This window comes from Pseudomonas sp. 37 R 15, from assembly GCF_900004865.1.
Taxonomy (GTDB): domain Bacteria; phylum Pseudomonadota; class Gammaproteobacteria; order Pseudomonadales; family Pseudomonadaceae; genus Aquipseudomonas; species Aquipseudomonas fluorescens_AM.
Genome location: NZ_CVTV01000049.1, coordinates 368,413 through 386,336, shown reverse-complemented (window position 1 = coordinate 386,336; position 17,924 = coordinate 368,413). Strand labels below are relative to the sequence as shown.

At 60.8% G+C, this 17,924-nt stretch carries 15 protein-coding genes; 13 read left to right on the top strand and 2 right to left on the bottom strand.

Annotated elements, in window-relative coordinates:
• Positions 1 to 7: 7 nt before the first annotated feature.
• Positions 8 to 2,116, bottom strand: coding sequence for a molybdopterin oxidoreductase family protein (locus BFQ04_RS17035; RefSeq protein WP_065951811.1), 2,109 nt, complete (start codon positions 2,114 to 2,116; stop codon positions 8 to 10).
• 433 nt (positions 2,117 to 2,549) lie between these two features.
• Between BFQ04_RS17035 and argF the strand changes: the two genes are divergently transcribed.
• Together argF and BFQ04_RS17025 are read left to right on the top strand one after the other, a co-directional pair.
• On the top strand, positions 2,550 to 3,470 hold the full coding sequence (argF, locus tag BFQ04_RS17030; protein ID WP_065951810.1) for an ornithine carbamoyltransferase: 921 nt from the start codon (positions 2,550 to 2,552) through the stop codon (positions 3,468 to 3,470).
• Positions 3,467 to 4,510: an ABC transporter ATP-binding protein gene (locus BFQ04_RS17025; RefSeq protein ID WP_065951809.1), complete on the top strand. Its 1,044-nt coding sequence runs from the start codon at positions 3,467 to 3,469 to the stop codon at positions 4,508 to 4,510. Before argF ends, BFQ04_RS17025 begins: the two co-directional genes overlap by 4 nt.
• 81 nt (positions 4,511 to 4,591) lie before the next feature.
• Here the strand turns inward: BFQ04_RS17025 and ybaK are convergent, their stop codons facing one another.
• Complete coding sequence (gene ybaK, locus BFQ04_RS17020) at positions 4,592 to 5,062, bottom strand: Cys-tRNA(Pro) deacylase (RefSeq protein WP_065951808.1); 471 nt, start codon at positions 5,060 to 5,062, stop codon at positions 4,592 to 4,594.
• A gap of 326 nt (positions 5,063 to 5,388) precedes the next feature.
• Here ybaK and BFQ04_RS17015 point away from each other — a divergent pair, with 326 nt between their 5' ends.
• The 11 genes from BFQ04_RS17015 to BFQ04_RS16965 all read left to right on the top strand — a co-directional run bounded on the left by BFQ04_RS17015 (position 5,389) and on the right by BFQ04_RS16965 (position 17,880).
• Positions 5,389 to 6,246: an MIP/aquaporin family protein gene (locus tag BFQ04_RS17015; RefSeq protein WP_065951807.1), complete on the top strand. Its 858-nt coding sequence runs from the start codon at positions 5,389 to 5,391 to the stop codon at positions 6,244 to 6,246.
• 81 nt (positions 6,247 to 6,327) lie between these two features.
• Positions 6,328 to 7,833 (top strand): glycerol kinase GlpK, encoded by a 1,506-nt coding sequence (gene glpK, locus BFQ04_RS17010; RefSeq protein WP_065951806.1) that lies wholly within the window; start codon positions 6,328 to 6,330, stop codon positions 7,831 to 7,833.
• Positions 7,834 to 7,916: 83 nt separating this feature from the next.
• Complete coding sequence (locus tag BFQ04_RS17005) at positions 7,917 to 8,672, top strand: DeoR/GlpR family transcriptional regulator (protein ID WP_057724781.1); 756 nt, start codon at positions 7,917 to 7,919, stop codon at positions 8,670 to 8,672.
• A gap of 277 nt (positions 8,673 to 8,949) precedes the next feature.
• Positions 8,950 to 10,488 carry a glycerol-3-phosphate dehydrogenase gene (gene glpD / locus BFQ04_RS17000; RefSeq protein WP_065951805.1) on the top strand — a complete coding sequence of 513 codons (1,539 nt, stop codon included), beginning with the start codon at positions 8,950 to 8,952 and terminating at the stop codon, positions 10,486 to 10,488.
• 378 nt (positions 10,489 to 10,866) lie between these two features.
• Positions 10,867 to 11,793, top strand: a complete 927-nt coding sequence (locus BFQ04_RS16995; RefSeq protein WP_065951804.1) for a glutamate/aspartate ABC transporter substrate-binding protein — start codon at positions 10,867 to 10,869, stop codon at positions 11,791 to 11,793.
• Positions 11,794 to 11,986: 193 nt separating this feature from the next.
• Entirely contained in the window at positions 11,987 to 12,733 is a 747-nt protein-coding gene (locus BFQ04_RS16990; protein WP_065951803.1) for an amino acid ABC transporter permease, read from the top strand.
• Entirely contained in the window at positions 12,733 to 13,404 is a 672-nt protein-coding gene (locus BFQ04_RS16985) for an amino acid ABC transporter permease (RefSeq protein ID WP_025856886.1), read from the top strand. The genes BFQ04_RS16990 and BFQ04_RS16985 overlap by 1 nt, the downstream gene beginning before the upstream one ends.
• Positions 13,401 to 14,135 carry an amino acid ABC transporter ATP-binding protein gene (locus tag BFQ04_RS16980; protein ID WP_065885987.1) on the top strand — a complete coding sequence of 245 codons (735 nt, stop codon included), beginning with the start codon at positions 13,401 to 13,403 and terminating at the stop codon, positions 14,133 to 14,135. Before BFQ04_RS16985 ends, BFQ04_RS16980 begins: the two co-directional genes overlap by 4 nt.
• 171 nt (positions 14,136 to 14,306) lie before the next feature.
• Positions 14,307 to 16,208 carry a sensor histidine kinase gene (locus BFQ04_RS16975; protein ID WP_065951802.1) on the top strand — a complete coding sequence of 634 codons (1,902 nt, stop codon included), beginning with the start codon at positions 14,307 to 14,309 and terminating at the stop codon, positions 16,206 to 16,208.
• Complete coding sequence (locus BFQ04_RS16970) at positions 16,205 to 17,542, top strand: sigma-54-dependent transcriptional regulator (protein ID WP_065951801.1); 1,338 nt, start codon at positions 16,205 to 16,207, stop codon at positions 17,540 to 17,542. The genes BFQ04_RS16975 and BFQ04_RS16970 overlap by 4 nt, the downstream gene beginning before the upstream one ends.
• Entirely contained in the window at positions 17,542 to 17,880 is a 339-nt protein-coding gene (locus BFQ04_RS16965) for a GlpM family protein (protein ID WP_065951800.1), read from the top strand. Before BFQ04_RS16970 ends, BFQ04_RS16965 begins: the two co-directional genes overlap by 1 nt.
• Positions 17,881 to 17,924: the final 44 nt, after the last annotated feature.

The following is a 17,924-nucleotide window of genomic DNA, read 5'->3' as shown; positions in this document are numbered from 1 at the left end:
GCCAACCTCAAGCTGCCGAAACGTTCACCGGTACGCCGTTGAGCGCCGCATTGCCCGACAGCTCGTCCAATTGCCGTTCGTCGGTCAAGTCGTTGGCACTCGCCCCGGGCTGGCTGCTGGCGATGCTCATCTGCACACCCGGGCGCCCGTGCCCCCAGCCGTGGGGCAGGCTGACCACGCCAGGCATCATGTCCGTGCTGGCCACCACTTCGATTTCGACCATGCCGATGCGCGAACTGACCCGTACCCGCTGACCGTCGCTCAATTGTCGACTGGCCAGGTCGTCGGGGTGCATCAGCAGTTGATGGCGCGGCTTGCCCTTCACCAGGCGGTGATAGTTATGCATCCAGGAATTATTACTGCGCACATGACGACGGCCAATCAGCAGCAGTTCGTCAGCCACCGGCGCCGGTTGCGCGGCAAAACGCGCCAGGTCAGCCAGGATCACCGCCGGCGCCGCCTGCACCTTGCCGTCGGCGGTCTTCAGCCGCTCGGCCAGGTTTGGCTTGAGCGGCCCCAGGTCCACGCCATGGGGATGATCGGCCAGCATCGCCACTGACAGCTGGTGCGCAGAGGCATCCCCGTAAGTCCCGGCGCGCAATCCAAAGTCGATCATCTGCGCGGGCGGCATCGTCGGCTTGAGCACCACGCCGGTATGTGCCGCAAACGCCTTGGCCAGGCCGACGAAGATTTCCCAGTCGTGCAGCGCACCTTCAGGTTTGGGCAGGATCGCGCGGTTGAAGCGCGTGACATTGCGCACCGCGAACATATTGAAGGTGGTGTCGTAGTGATCATTCTCCAATGCCGATGTGGACGGCAGGATCAGGTCGGCATAGCGCGTGGTCTCGTTGATGTAGAGGTCGACACTGACCATGAACTCCAACCCGTCCAGCGCCTGCTCCAGCTGACGGCCGTTGGGCGTCGACAATACCGGGTTGCCGGCCACCGTCACCAGGGCGCGGATTTGCCCTTCACCCTCGGTGAGCATCTCCTCGGCCAACGCAGACACCGGCAGCTCGCCGCCGTATTCAGGCCGTCCGGACACGCGGCTTTGCCAGCGGTTGAAATGCCCGCCTCCGGTCGACGCCACCAGGTCCACCGCCGGCGTGGTGCACAAGGCGCCGCCCACGCGGTCCAGATTGCCGGTGACCAGATTGATCAACTGCACCAGCCAATGACACAGCGTACCGAATGCCTGGGTCGAGACGCCCATGCGCCCATAACACACAGCCTTGTCCGCTGCAGCGAAGTCACGCGCCAACTGGCGGATCTGCTCGGCAGGCACCGCGCACTGACGGCTCATGGCCTCGGCGGTGAACCCGGCGATCGCCTGGCGCACGCTTTCAAGCCCCTCGACCGGCAAATGGCTGTCGCGGGTCAACCCTTCTGCAAACAGTGTGTTGAGCAGCCCGAACAACAAGGCCGCGTCGCCGCCGGGACGTACGAACAGATGCTGATCGGCAATCGCCGCCGTCTCACTGCGTCGCGGGTCAACTACCACCACTTTGCCGCCCCGGGCCTGAATCGCCTTGAGGCGTTTCTCTACATCGGGCACGGTCATGATGCTGCCATTGGAGGCGAGCGGGTTACCGCCCAGGATCAACATGAAGTCGGTGTGGTCGATGTCCGGAATGGGCAGCAACAGGCCATGGCCGTACATCAGGTGACTCGAGAGGTGATGGGGCAGTTGGTCCACCGACGTTGCGGAGTATCGGTTGCGGGTCTTGAGCAGGCCAAGAAAGTAATTGCTGTGGGTCATCAGCCCGTAGTTATGCACGCTGGGGTTGCCTTGATACACCGCCACCGCATTCTGCCCATGCCTGGCCTGGATGCCCGCAAGGCGTTCGGCTACCAGCGCAAACGCGTCTTCCCACGGGATCGGTTGCCACTCGCTGCCCACGCGCAACATGGGCTGGTGCAGGCGGTCCGGATCATTCTGGATATCCTGCAACGCCACGGCTTTAGGACAGATGTGCCCGCGACTGAACGTGTCCAGCGGGTCGCCCTTGATTGAGGTGATCGCCAGGCCGCCGTCGTCGCCTCGGGTGGTTTCCAGCGTCAGGCCGCAAATGGCTTCGCACAGGTGGCAGGCACGGTGATGGAGAGTCTTGGTCATGGCCAGTCTCTTTTATAAGGGCTTTGTTCAACTATGGGCCGCGCCCACGCGGTGCGCCAGCAACGTTCGCGCGGTGAATCGGCGGATATAGGCCAGGACATGGCTAAACGTTAGTAAATGTTTCAGAAACCCTCCTGCAGGCGCTGTAATCCGATACACCGGGCCCGCGGGCGCCTCTGCGCATTGCCAAAGGTCTCGGGGCCAGTGTACAAATGGGCCGCTGCTGTCAGGAAACCGTCTTCAAACGCGCTTCGGCGCCCTGCTTGAACACCTCTAAAAACCGTAGCCCTATTGGTAAGACGCGACATTTAATGTCAATATCGCGCCTTCCCCTATTTCGTCGCCCCGTGCGGCTTTCGCCGCAGGTCTCGCCCGTTGTCACAATAAACAAGGCTTTGAGTATCTGCGGTCTGTTGCAAAAAGGTAGTTAATGATGAGCGCAAGGCACTTTCTCTCCCTGATGGATTGCACGCCCGAAGAGCTGGTCAGCGTGATCCGTCGAGGCATTGAGCTTAAAGACCTGCGTAACCGCGGCGTACTGTTTGAGCCTTTGAAAAATCGCGTGCTCGGGATGATTTTCGAGAAGTCCTCGACTCGCACCCGCCTGTCCTTCGAAGCCGGCATGATTCAGCTGGGTGGCCAGGCTATCTTCCTGTCGCCACGCGATACCCAATTGGGCCGTGGCGAGCCGATCAGCGATTGCGCCATCGTCATGTCGCGCATGCTCGATGCCGTGATGATCCGTACCTTCGCCCACAGCACCCTGACCGAGTTTGCCGCCAACTCGCGCGTGCCGGTGATCAATGGCCTGTCCGATGACCTGCACCCGTGCCAGTTGCTGGCCGACATGCAAACCTTCCTCGAACACCGCGGCTCGATCCAGGGCAAGACCGTGGCCTGGGTCGGCGACGGCAACAATATGTGCAACAGCTATATAGAAGCCGCCATCCAGTTCGACTTCCACCTGCGCATCGCCTGTCCCGGGGGTTACGAACCCACCGCCGAGTTCATGGCCAAGGCTGATGGCCGCGTGCAACTGCTGCGCGATCCGAAGGATGCGGTGGTCGGCGCCCATCTGGTCAGCACCGACGTCTGGACCTCCATGGGCCAGGAAGATGAAACCGCCAAGCGCCTGGCCCTGTTCGCGCCATTCCAGGTGACCCGCGCCCTGCTCGACCTGGCCGCGCCGGACGTGTTGTTCATGCACTGCCTCCCCGCCCACCGTGGCGAGGAAATCAGCCTCGACCTGCTCGATGACCCGCGCTCGGTCGCCTGGGACCAGGCCGAAAACCGTCTGCATGCGCAAAAGGCCCTGCTCGAATTTCTCGTCCCGCCGTCGTATCACCACGCATGAGCCAGCCATTACTGCTGAACCTGCGCAATCTGGCATGCGGCTATCAAGATCAACGAGTGGTGCAGAACCTCAACCTGCACCTCAACGCGGGTGACATCGGCTGCCTGCTCGGCTCCTCGGGCTGCGGCAAGACCACCACCCTGCGCGCCATTGCCGGTTTTGAGCCGGTGCACGAAGGCGAAATCAGCCTGGCGGGCGAAGTGATCTCCAGTGCCGGTTTCACACTGGCACCGGAGAAACGTCGCATCGGCATGGTGTTCCAGGATTACGCGTTGTTTCCTCATTTGAGCGTGGCCGACAACATCGCCTTCGGAATCCGCAAGCACCCGCACAAAGACCGCGTGGTCGCCGAGTTGCTGGAACTTGTCAACCTCAAAGACCTGGGCAAACGCTTCCCCCACGAGCTATCCGGTGGACAGCAACAACGCGTTGCCCTCGCCCGCGCCTTGGCGCCGGAGCCGCAACTGCTGCTGCTGGACGAACCCTTTTCCAACCTGGATGGCGAACTGCGGCGCAAGCTCAGCCATGAAGTGCGCGACATTCTCAAGGCGCGCGGCACCAGTGCGATCCTGGTCACCCATGATCAGGAGGAAGCCTTCGCCGTCAGCGACCATGTGGGCGTTTTCAAGGAGGGTCGTCTTGAGCAATGGGATACGCCCTACAACCTCTATCACGAGCCGCAGACGCCTTATGTGGCCAGCTTTATCGGCCAGGGCTACTTCATTCGCGGCCAATTGAGCTCGCCCGAGTCCGTCAGCACCGAGCTGGGCGAACTGCGTGGCAACCGTGCCTATACCTGGCCGACCGGTGGCGCGGTGGATGTATTGCTGCGACCGGATGACATCGTCTACGCACCGAACAGTGCGCTGAAAGCGCGGATTGTCGGCAAGACCTTCCTCGGCGCATCAACGCTATACCGCCTGCAACTTGCGACGGGCGCGCAGTTGGAGTCGATTTTTCCCAGCCATGTCGATCAGCAGGTCGGCGCGGATGTGGGCATTCGAGTGGCTGCCGAGCACCTGGTGCTGTTCCAGGCGTAAGCAGCCAGCTGGCGAAACCGGCTTGAACATGTGGGAGGGGGCAAGCCCCCTCCCACATTTGGATCTCTACAGGGCTGATCATCAGGCCCTGCCAATCGGCGCGAACTTCGCTTGGGTATGCTCAGCCAACACACCGGCCGGCAGCTCGACTTCAAGCCCGCGCCGGCCAGCACTGACGAAAATCGTCGCAAACGGCTGCGCCGTCACATCGATGAACGTGCGCAATCGCTTCTTTTGCCCCAAGGGGCTGATACCGCCCAATAGATACCCGGTGGAACGCTGCGCGGCCGCCGGGTCAGCCATTTCGACTTTTTTCACGCCTGCCGCATTCGCCAGGGCTTTGAGATCCAGACTTCCGACGACCGGCACGACGGCCACCAGCAATTCGCCCTTCTCACTGCTGGCCAGCAACGTCTTGAACACCTGCGCCGGGTCGAGGCCCAATTTTTCCGCGGCCTCCAGGCCGTACGACGCCGCCTTGGGATCATGTTCATAACTATGGATACGATGTTCGGCGCGAACTTTTTTCAACAAGTCCAAGGCAGGGGTCATGTGGGCTCCGAGAGTGCAAACTGACGCTCAATTCTAGGCCAAGCTCGCACAAAACGCTCTAGCGCAGTCGTTTACGCGCGCGGATACCTGGCCCACCCCATGATCATTCACCCTACCAATAGTTATGAAATGACCTACCGTTCACTTTCGACCTTTGACAGCGGTCATTCTTGTCTATATTTTTTCGTTTCCGAATACTGTAGGAATAGCTCCCCAGTACTCGAGCAGTAAGCCGTGGCGCAGGATGGGGATCCTCGTCACGGTGAAAATCGCGCAACCGCCCGTTGAGACGGTGCGCCAGACAAGAACAACAACTGAGGTTTTCCATGACAACTGCTCTTCAACAGCCTTCACTTTCGAGCCAATGCATGGCCGAATTCCTCGGCACTGCGCTGCTGATCTTCTTCGGTACCGGATGCGTCGCTGCGCTCAAGGTCGCGGGTGCGAGCTTTGGCTTATGGGAAATCAGCATCATCTGGGGCGTCGGCGTCAGCATGGCGATCTACCTGAGTGCCGGTATCTCCGGGGCTCACCTCAATCCGGCGGTGAGTATCGCCCTGTGCATTTTCGCCGACTTCGAAAAACGTAAACTGCCTTTCTATATCCTCGCCCAAATCGCCGGGGCCTTCTGTTCCGCCGCGCTGGTGTACACGCTCTATAGCAATCTTTTTTTCGATTACGAACAAACTCACCACATGGTGCGTGGCTCCCAGGCCAGCCTGGAATTGGCCTCGGTGTTTTCCACCTATCCTCATGCACTGCTGAGTACGGCCCAGGCATTCCTGGTGGAAATGGTCATCACGGCAATTCTGATGGGCGTGATCATGGCCCTGACGGACGATAACAATGGCCTGCCACGCGGTCCGTTGGCTCCGCTGCTGATCGGCCTGTTGATCGCCGTGATTGGCAGCGCCATGGGGCCGTTGACCGGCTTTGCGATGAACCCGGCGCGGGATTTCGGGCCCAAGCTGATGACCTTTTTCGCCGGCTGGGGTGAAATGGCCTTTACTGGCGGCCGCGATATTCCTTACTTCCTGGTACCGATTTTCGCGCCGATTGTCGGCGCATGCCTTGGCGCTGCCGCGTATCGCGGGCTGATTGCCCGTCATCTGCCGAGCGCCGCACCTGCTATTGCTGAAGAAACAACTGACACGGCTGTCAACGGCAAGACGCGTATTTCCTGATAGCGCCGGCCTGGCCCGCACTGCCTCTTTGCGGACCCGGCTGATTCCTTACTTCCTTATTTTCCGTCCAAGGCAATCGACATGACCGACATTCAGAATAAGAACTACATCATTGCCCTTGATCAGGGCACCACCAGTTCCCGCGCGATCATCTTCGATCGCGACGCCAACGTGGCCTGCACCGCCCAGCGTGAATTCACTCAGCATTACCCGCAAGCGGGCTGGGTAGAGCATGACCCGATGGAAATTTTCGCGACCCAGAGCGCGGTGATGGTCGAAGCGCTGGCGCAGGCCGGCCTGCACCATGACCAGGTCGCCGCCATCGGCATCACCAACCAGCGTGAAACCACCGTCGTGTGGGACAAAGTCACCGGCCGCCCGATCTACAACGCGATCGTCTGGCAATGCCGCCGCAGCACCGAGATCTGCCAGCAGCTCAAACGCGACGGCCACGAGCAATACATCAATGACACCACCGGCCTGGTCACCGACCCGTACTTCTCCGGCACCAAGCTCAAGTGGATCCTCGACAACGTCGAAGGCAGCCGCGAGCGTGCGCGTAACGGTGAACTGCTGTTCGGCACCATCGACAGCTGGCTGATCTGGAAATTTACCGGCGGCAAGACCCACGTCACCGACTACACCAACGCCTCGCGCACCATGCTCTTCAACATCCACACGCTGGAGTGGGATGCGAAGATGCTGGAGATCCTCGACGTACCGCGCGAAATGCTGCCGCAAGTGAAGTCTTCCTCGGAAATCTATGGCCGTACCAAAAGCGGCATCGCCATTGGCGGCATCGCGGGTGACCAACAGGCTGCACTGTTCGGCCAGATGTGCGTCGAAGCCGGTCAAGCCAAGAACACCTACGGCACCGGTTGCTTCCTGCTGATGAACACCGGCGACAAAGCGGTGAAATCCAAGCACGGCATGCTCACCACCATCGCCTGCGGCCCACGTGGCGAAGTGGCTTATGCCCTGGAAGGCGCGGTATTCAACGGCGGCTCCACCGTGCAGTGGTTGCGTGACGAACTGAAGATCATCGCCGATGCCACCGATACCGAATACTTCGCCGGCAAGGTCAAGGACAGCAACGGCGTGTACCTGGTGCCCGCGTTCACCGGCCTGGGCGCGCCGTACTGGGACCCGTATGCCCGTGGCGCACTGTTCGGCCTGACCCGTGGCGTACGCGTGGACCACATTATTCGCGCAGCGCTGGAGTCGATTGCCTACCAAACCCGTGACGTGCTCGACGCCATGCAACAGGACTCCGGCGAACGCCTCAAAGCACTGCGCGTGGACGGCGGTGCGGTGGCCAACAATTTCCTGATGCAGTTCCAGGCCGACATCCTCGGCACCCAGGTCGAGCGCCCGCAAATGCGCGAGACCACCGCATTGGGCGCGGCCTACCTGGCAGGCTTGGCATGCGGCTTCTGGGGCAGCCTGGACGAGTTGCGCGGCAAGGCGGTAATCGAGCGCGAGTTCGAACCGCAGCTGGATGAGGCTTCCAAAGAGAAACTCTACGCCGGCTGGCAAAAAGCGGTCAGCCGCACCCGTGACTGGGAGCCGCACGAAGGCGCTGAATAAGCCAACGTCAGGTTGTAACTGGCAGGGAGCGGATTCCTGCGTCATCATGGGCCACTTTTGTATGGCAGCCCAAAGGACGCCCCATGAATCTGCCTCCCCGCCAACAACAAATCCTCGAACTGGTCCGCGAACGCGGCTACGTCAGTATCGAGGAAATGGCGCAGCTGTTCGTTGTCACCCCGCAAACCATCCGCCGCGATATCAACCAGCTGGCGGACGCCAATCTGCTGCGCCGCTACCACGGCGGCGCGGCCTATGACTCCAGCGTCGAGAACACCGCGTACGCCATGCGAGCCGACCAGATGCGCGATGAAAAGCAGCGTATCGGCGAAGCCATCGCGGCGCAGATTCCCGATCACGCTTCGTTGTTCATCAATATCGGCACCACCACCGAATCCATCGCCCGGGCGTTGCTCAATCACCATCACCTCAAAATCATCACCAACAATCTCAACGTCGCCACCATGCTCAGTGCCAAGGACGACTTCGACGTACTGCTGACCGGCGGCAATGTGCGTCGCGACGGCGGTGTGGTTGGCCAGGCCAGCGTCGATTTCATCAACCAGTTCAAGGTCGACTTTGCGCTGGTGGGTATCAGCGGCATCGATGAAGATGGCAGCCTGCTCGACTTCGACTATCAGGAAGTGCGGGTCTCCCAGGCGATTATCGCCAATGCGCGGCAAGTGATCCTGGCGGCGGACTCCAGCAAATTCGGGCGCAATGCCATGATTCGTTTGGGGCCGATCAGCCTGGTGGATTGCCTGGTGACGGACCAGCAGCCGGTGCCGGCGCTGGTGCAAGTGCTGAATGAGCATAAGGTTCGTCTGGAAGTCGTTTAGCGCCTGGCCGGTCCCCATCGGGGGCAAGCCCCCTCCCACATTTCAATGGCGTCGCACATCCGAGTGTGGGAGGGGGCTTGCCCCCGATGGCGATTTATCCCGCACTCAGTTTCTTGCGCCTTCCCCCGGCTCATGTTCACAAATTTTCCTTTTCCCGCCCTTCGATGAGTTTTTTCAATCGAAGTCGGCTGGCTGTGCCCGCGTTTATCAGCTACCATTTTCGCAAATGAACATTAATGTTCGAATTCCAATACGAAAAGATCGCGAGGCCAAGCCGATGAACCCTTCTACCTTGCCTGCCCCACCGCTTGCCGAAGTCTATGATGTCGCCGTTATCGGCGGCGGGATCAATGGCGTCGGCATTGCAGCAGACGCAGCCGGTCGCGGTTTGTCGGTATTCCTTTGCGAAAAGGACGACCTGGCCAGCCACACCTCCTCCGCCAGCAGCAAGCTGATCCACGGTGGCCTGCGCTACCTGGAGCATTACGAGTTCCGTCTGGTACGCGAAGCCCTGGCCGAGCGTGAAGTGCTGCTGGCGAAGGCCCCGCACATCGTCAAGCAGATGCGCTTCGTGCTGCCGCACCGTCCGCACCTGCGCCCGGCCTGGATGATTCGTGCCGGCCTGTTCCTGTATGACCACTTGGGCAAGCGCGAGAAACTGGCCGGCTCCAAAAGCCTCAAGTTCGGTGCCGACAGCCCGCTGAAAAGCGAAATCACCAAAGGCTTCGAATACTCCGACTGCTGGGTTGACGACGCCCGCCTCGTGGTGCTCAACGCCATGGCCGCACGTGAGAAAAGCGCCCATATCCACACCCAGACCCGCTGCATCAGCGCACACCGCAGTAACGGCCTGTGGGAAATGAACATGGAGCGCGCCGATGGCAGCCTGTTCTCGATCCGCGCCCGGGCGTTGGTAAACGCTGCAGGCCCTTGGGTCGCCAAGTTCATCAAGGAGGATCTGAAGCTGGATTCGCCTTACGGTATCCGCCTGATCCAGGGCAGCCACCTGATCGTGCCGAAACTCTACGAAGGGGCGCATGCGCACATTCTGCAGAACGAAGACCAGCGCATCGTCTTCACTATTCCGTACCTGAATCACCTGACCATCATCGGCACTACCGACCGTGAATACACCGGCGACCCGGCTGCAGTTGCGATCACCGAAGGTGAAACCGACTACATGCTCAAGGTGGTCAACGCGCACTTCAAGAAACAGCTGAGCCGTGACGATATCGTCCACACCTACTCGGGCGTACGCCCGTTGTGCAACGACGAATCGGATAACCCGTCGGCCATTACCCGCGACTACACCCTGTCGCTGTCCGGCGCTGCCGGCGAGGCTCCGATCCTGTCGGTGTTCGGCGGCAAGCTGACCACGTATCGCAAGCTGGCGGAATCGGCCATGGCGCAACTGGCGCCATACTTCACGCAAATGCGCCCCAGCTGGACCGCCAAGGCCAGCTTGCCCGGCGGCGAAGACATGACCACGCCAGAAGCCTTGGCCGAGGCCATTCGCAGCAAGTTCGACTGGGTGCCGAGCGAGATCGCCCGTCGCTGGTCGACCACCTACGGCAGCCGCACCTGGCGCCTGCTCGAAGGTGTGCAGACCCTGGCTGATCTGGGTGAGCACCTGGGAGGCGGGCTATACACCCGTGAAGTCGATTACCTGTGCGCTGAAGAATGGGTGACGCAGCCTCAGGACGTGCTGTGGCGCCGTACCAAGCTGGGCCTGTTCACCACGGCGGCGGAACAGGACAACCTGCAACGCTACCTGTCCAAGGTTGAACAGAACCGCAGCAAGATCGAAGCGGCCTGACACCCTCCCGACACCGTAGGAGCGAGCTTGCTCGCGAAAGACCCGAGAGCACCGCGTTTATCCAGAATAACCGCGGTGCTTTTGCGTTTTTCGCGAGCAAGCTCGCTCCTACCGTCAGCAGGCATGAGATTCGGTTTTCCGAACGCTTCACAACCTCTCTATTCGGTTAGCCGTACCTACGGTGCAAACCGCAACCGTCATACAAAGTTAATACTCATATAAATCATGCACTTAATCTTTTATTTGCGGTGTGGCACGACTCATGCTCTACACTTCCTGACGATTGCCTGACACGCTTCAGGAGCCGTCAAGGCATTCGCTGCACAACAGAGCCGTTTAGCTGGCTTCATAAAAAAAACAAATGTCGAGGAAGTATTGATGCGCATCGTTCCCCATATCCTGGGCGCAGCTATCGCTGCTGCTCTGATCAGCACTCCAGTTTTCGCCGCCGAACTCACCGGCACGCTGAAGAAAATCAACGACTCCGGCACTATCACTCTCGCTCACCGCGACAGCTCCATCCCGTTTTCCTACATCGCGGATGCCTCGGGCAAGCCTGTGGGCTACTCCCACGACATTCAGTTGGCCGTCGTTGAACAACTGAAAAAAGACCTGAACAAACCCGACCTTAAAGCCAAGTACAACCTGGTGACCTCGCAAACCCGTATCCCGCTGATCCAGAACGGCACCGCGGATCTCGAATGCGGCTCCACCACCAACAACGCCGAACGCGCCCAGCAAGTCGACTTCACCGTCAACATCTTCGAAATCGGCACCCGTCTGCTGGTCAAGAAAGACAAGGAAGGCAAGCCGTCCTACGCTGACTTTGCTGACCTGAAAGGCAAAAATGTCGTGACCACCGCCGGCACCACGTCCGAGCGCATCATCAAGGCGATGAACGCCGACAAGCAGATGGACATGAACGTTATCTCCGCCAAAGACCACGGCGAATCCTTCCAGATGCTCGAAAGCGGCCGTGCCGTCGCGTTCATGATGGACGACGCCCTGCTGGCCGGTGAAGAAGCCAAGGCCAAGAAGCCGGACGACTGGGTCATCACCGGTACTCCGCAGTCGTTTGAAGCCTATGCCTGCATGGTTCGCAAAGGCGACCCGGACTTCAAGAAAGCCGTGGATGACGCCATCGTTGCCCTGTACAAGTCCGGTGAGATCAACAAGATCTACGCCAAATGGTTCGAAAGCCCGATCCCACCGAAAGGCCTGAACCTGAACTTCCCGATGAGCGACAAGGTCAAGGAGCTGATCGCCAACCCAAGCGACAAACCAGCGCCTGAAGTAAAAATCTGATACCTGACTAAGCTTATCTCCTGAGGGAGCCAACCCTCCCTCAGGCGTCTGTTACTACCTGCTGGCTTTAACTTGGAACACTCGACCTGGCGGTTTTCGAGCCGATCGTGTGTGCCTGGCGTTCAACGTCAGGTGGGAAATGGCATTCCCCAAGCGGGTGCTTGTACATCGATCGATTTCGGGGGAGACCCTAATGAATTACAACTGGGACTGGGGCGTGTTCTTCAAGTCCACCGGCGTTGGCAGCGAGACCTATCTCGACTGGTACATCGCCGGCCTGGGCTGGACCATCGCCATCGCTGTCGTGGCATGGATTATCGCCTTGTTGCTGGGCTCCATTCTGGGGGTCATGCGCACCGTACCGAACCGCCTCGTATCGGGCATCGCGACCTGCTACGTGGAACTGTTTCGTAACGTGCCGCTGCTGGTTCAGCTGTTTATCTGGTACTTCCTGGTACCCGACCTGCTGCCGCAGAACCTGCAGGACTGGTACAAGCAAGACCTCAACCCGACCACCTCGGCCTACCTGAGCGTCGTCGTATGCCTGGGCCTGTTCACCGCCGCCCGTGTGTGTGAACAAGTGCGCACCGGCATCCAGGCGCTGCCCCGTGGCCAGGAAGCCGCAGCCCGCGCCATGGGCTTCAAGCTGCCGCAGATCTACTGGAACGTGCTGCTGCCCCAGGCTTATCGCATCATCATCCCGCCGCTTACCTCGGAATTCCTCAACGTGTTCAAGAACTCCTCCGTGGCGTCCTTGATCGGCTTGATGGAACTGCTGGCGCAAACCAAGCAGACCGCCGAGTTTTCGGCCAACCTGTTTGAAGCCTTCACCCTGGCCACGCTGATCTACTTCACCCTGAACATGAGCCTGATGCTGCTGATGCGCGTGGTCGAGAAGAAAGTCGCAGTGCCCGGCCTGATCTCCGTGGGGGGTAAATAATGGACTTCGATTTCAGCGGCATCATCCCCGCGATCCCGGGCCTGTGGAACGGCATGGTCATGACCTTGCAGTTGATGGTCATGGGCGTGGTCGGCGGCATCGTCCTGGGCACGATCCTCGCGCTGATGCGCCTGTCGTCCAGCAAGCTGTTGTCCCGCGTGGCCGGCGCCTATGTGAACTACTTCCGTTCGATCCCGCTGCTGCTGGTCATCACCTGGTTCTACCTGGCGGTGCCGTTCGTGCTGCGCTGGATCACCGGCGAAGACACGCCGATCGGCGCGTTCACCTCCTGCGTCGTGGCGTTCATGATGTTCGAAGCCGCGTACTTCTGTGAAATCGTACGGGCCGGTGTGCAGTCGATCCCCAAGGGACAGATGGCCGCCGCTCAGGCAATGGGCATGACCTACGGCCAGACCATGCGCCTGATCATCCTGCCCCAGGCGTTCCGCAAGATGACGCCGTTGCTGCTGCAACAGTCGATCATCCTGTTCCAGGACACTTCGCTGGTCTACACCGTGGGCCTGGTGGATTTCCTCAACTCCGCCCGCTCCAACGGCGACATCATCGGCCGCTCCAATGAGTTCCTGATCTTCGCCGGTGTCGTCTACTTCATCATCAGCTTTTCCGCCTCGCTGCTGGTCAAGCGTCTGCAAAAAAGGTTTGCCGTATGATCTCTATCAAGAACATCAACAAGTGGTATGGCGACTTCCAGGTGCTGACCGACTGCAGCACCGAGGTTAAAAAAGGTGAAGTGATCGTGGTGTGCGGGCCGTCGGGCTCGGGCAAATCGACCCTGATCAAGTGCGTCAACGCGCTGGAACCGTTCCAGAAGGGCGACGTAGTCGTGGACGGCACCTCGATTGCCGACCCGAAGACCAACCTGCCGAAACTGCGCTCGCGCGTGGGCATGGTGTTCCAGCACTTCGAGTTGTTCCCGCACCTGACCATCACCGAAAACCTGACCATCGCGCAGATCAAGGTGCTGGGCCGCAGCAAGGAAGAAGCCACCCAGAAGGGTCTGCAACTGCTTGAGCGCGTGGGCCTGTCGGCACACGCCCACAAACATCCTGGCCAACTCTCCGGCGGCCAGCAGCAACGTGTGGCGATTGCCCGCGCCCTGGCCATGGACCCGATCGTCATGCTGTTCGACGAGCCGACCTCGGCGCTGGACCCGGAAATGGTCAACGAAGTGCTCGACGTGATGGTGCAACTGGCCCATGAAGGCATGACCATGATGTGCGTGACCCACGAAATGGGCTTTGCGCGCAAAGTGGCCGACCGCGTGATCTTCATGGACGCCGGCAAGATCATCGAAGACTGCCCGAAAGAAGAGTTCTTCGGCGACATCAGCGCCCGCTCCGAACGTGCACAGCACTTCCTTGAGAAAATCCTGCAGCACTAAGCAATAAACCGCTTCCACTGTAGAAACAGTGGTCAATGTGGGAGGGGGCTTGCCCCCGATAGCGGTGGATCAGTAACAGATGTACCGACTGACACACTGCTATCAGGGGCAAGCCCCCTCCCACACTGGACTGCACAGGCTGGCAGCGCTGGTTGACCCAAGGCATCTGTGATGAAATGCGACCCCACTCAATATCGCGCCGCGCCGCCATCACTTGCCGTGAAGCCTCGTCTGATACGCCAACTGTTCCTGCCGCCGTTGATCATCGCCCTGATGATCGGCCTGGGTTATATCGGCTTCTGGGTCAGTGAGTACTACGGCATCCGCACCCTCAGCGACAATGGCGGACGCCAGCTGGAGCTGCATGCCCGCACCGTCGAAAGCGAACTGAGCAAGTACACCTACCTCCCCAGCCTGCTCGAGCTGGAATCCAGTGTTTCCCTGCTCCTGGCCAATCCCAACCAGGAAACCCGCAAGACCGTCAACGATTACCTCGAAGGCCTGAACCGCCGCAGCCGCAGCCGAGCCATCTACGTCATGGACACGACCGGTCGGGTGCTGGCCACCAGTAACTGGCGCGACGCCGACAGTTACCAGGGTGAAGACCTGTCCTTTCGCGCCTATTTCCAGAACGCCGTACGCGGCCAACCCGGTCGTTTCTACGGCATCGGCAGCACCAACGGCGAACCCGGCTATTACCTGGCCCACGGCCTGGAAGAGCACGGCAAGATCATCGGCGTCGCCGTGGTCAAGGTCCGCCTGGAAGCGCTTGAGGAACGCTGGCAGCGCGCGCGCCTCGAAGCTTTTGTCAGCGACGAAAACGGCATCATTATCCTGTCCAGCGACCCGGCCCGCCGCCTCAAGGCGGTGCGCCCCCTGAGCGATGACACCAGGGACCGACTGGCTCACAGCCTGCAATATTACTGGGCGACCCTGAACGCGCTGGAACCCCTGGCCCGCGAGCGCTTGAACGAAGGCAGCGAAAAGCTGACCTTCCCGGCCAACAGCGAAGTGGTCAGCGACAAGCACGAAGTCAGCTACCTGGCGCAAACCCGTCCCTTGAACGACACGCCGTGGAATTTCACCCTGCTCACCCCGCTCAATGAGCTGCGCCGCGCCGCGATCAACCAGGGCATTCTGGTCGCCGTCGCGTTCGGCCTGGTCGCGTTTTTGCTGATTGCCTGGAACGAGCGGCGCAAGGTCATCGCCACCCGCCTCGCCGCGCGGGAAGCCCTGCAGGAAGCCAACAGCCAGTTGGAGCGACGGATTGCCGAACGCACCGCCGACCTGCGCGCCAGCAACGATCGCCTCAAGGGCCAGATCCGCGAACGGCGCCAGGCCGAAGAGACCTTGCGCCACGCCCAGGACGAGCTGGTGCAGGCCGGCAAACTCGCGGCGATCGGCCAGATGTCCACCAGCATCGCCCACGAATTGAACCAACCCCTGGCCGCGCTGCGCACCTTGTCCGGCAACACCGTGCGCTTCCTCGAACGCGGGGCCCTGGACACCGCGAGCGCCAACCTCAAGACCATCAACGAACTGATCGACCGCATGGGCCGCATCACCGCCAGCCTGCGCTCGTTTGCCCGGCGCGGTGACGACCAGGGCGAGGCAAGCCTGGCCAAGGCCGTGGACGCCGCGTTCCAGGTGCTCGGCGCGCGTCTGGACAGCGTGCCGCTGGCCGTGCACCGTGAGTTCGCCAATGCCCAATTGCAGATCGACCAGACGCGCCTGGAGCAGATTCTGGTCAACCTGATCGGCAACGCCCTCGACGCGATGCAGGCGCAACCGGCGCCGCAACTGTGGCTCGAAGGCCAGAGCGCCGAGGGCAAATATCGCTTGAGGGTGCGCGATAATGGCCACGGCATCGATCCCGAGGCCCGCAAGCATCTGTTCGAGCCGTTCTTTACCACCAAACCCGGCGAGCAAGGCCTGGGCCTGGGCCTTACCTTGTCTGCAAGCCTCGCGGCGGCCACCGGCGGTAGCCTGGCGGTGGAACATCCGGCCAGTGGTGGTACCGCGTTTGTCCTGAACCTGCCGTTGGCGGGCGCCGAAAAAGTTGAGTCGACATGAATATGCAAGCCCAAGACCTCACTGTCCTGATCGTCGAAGATGACCCCCATGTGCTGCTGGGTTGCCAGCAAGCCCTGGCGCTGGAAGACATTCCCAGCGTTGGCGTGGGCAGCGCCGAAGAAGCCTTGACGCACATCGGCGAGAACTTCGCCGGCATTGTCATCAGCGATATCCGCCTGCCGGGCATCGATGGGCTGGAGCTGCTGACCCGCCTCAAGGCGCTGGATAAAAGCCTGCCGGTGGTGCTGATCACCGGGCATGGCGACATCTCCATGGCCGTCGGCGCCATGCGCAACGGCGCCTACGACTTCATGGAAAAACCCTTCTCCCCCGAGCGCCTGGTGGATGTTGCCCGTCGCGCCCTGGAGCAGCGCGCACTGGCGCGGGAAGTCTGGTCGCTGCGCCGCCAGCTGGCCGAGCGCGACTCACTGGAGGGTCGCATCATCGGGCGTTCGCCGGCGATGCAGAACCTGCGCGAACTGATCGCCAACGTCGCCGACACCTCGGCCAACGTGCTGATCGAAGGCGAAACCGGCACCGGCAAGGAGTTGGTCGCGCGTTGCCTGCATGATTTCAGCCGGCGCCATTCCCATCCGTTCGTCGCACTGAACTGCGGTGGGCTGCCGGAGAACCTGTTCGAAAGCGAGATATTCGGCCACGAAGCCAACGCCTTCACGGGCGCCGGCAAGCGCCGCATCGGCAAGATCGAGCACGCCCATGAGGGCACGCTGTTTCTCGACGAAGTGGAAAGCATGCCGATCAACCTGCAGATCAAACTGCTGCGGGTGCTGCAGGAACGTACCCTCGAGCGCCTGGGTTCGAACCAGAGCGTGGCCGTAGACTGCCGGGTGATTGCCGCCACCAAGTCCGACCTCGACGAACTGAGCCGCGCCAGCCAATTCCGCAGCGACCTGTACTACCGGCTCAATGTGGTCACCCTGGAACTGCCGCCCCTGCGCGAGCGCCGTGAAGACATCCTGCAGTTGTTCGAACACTTCCTGCAGCAATCCTCACTGCGCTTCGATCGCACCGCGCCGGAGCTGGACAACCAGACGCTGTCGAGCCTGATGAGCCACGACTGGCCGGGCAACGTGCGCGAACTGCGCAACGTCGCCGAACGCTTCGCCCTGGGCCTGCCCGCGTTCAAGAAAAGCGGCACGGGCGGCAGCACCCAAGGCCTGGCCTTCACCGAGGCGGTGGAAGCCTTCGAGCGCAACCTGCTCAACGATGCCCTGCAACGCAGCGGCGGCAACCTGACCCAGGCCAGCCAGGAACTGGGGATGGCCAAGACCACGCTGTTCGACAAGGTCAAGAAATACGGGTTGAGTCACTGATGGCTCTATTCTTGAAAGCCGCGCTTGGCGCGGCGGTAGTGCTGATATTGGCGGCGCTGGCCAAGACCAAAAATTATTACATCGCAGGCCTGGTGCCGCTGTTTCCCACCTTTGCGCTGATTGCTCACTACATCGTCGGCAAGGGCCGCTCGGTGGAGGACCTGAAAACCACGATACTGTTCGGGATGTGGTCGATCATTCCGTACTTTGTGTATCTGGCGACGTTGTATGTGATGGTGGATCGGATGCGGTTGGAAGCGTCGCTGGCAGTCGCGGCAGTCGCTTGGTTGATGGCGGCAACGGTGCTGGTCAGCGTGTGGGTACGCGTCCACACCTGACACACCACAGTCCAAATGTGGGAGGGGGCTTGCCCCCGATAGCG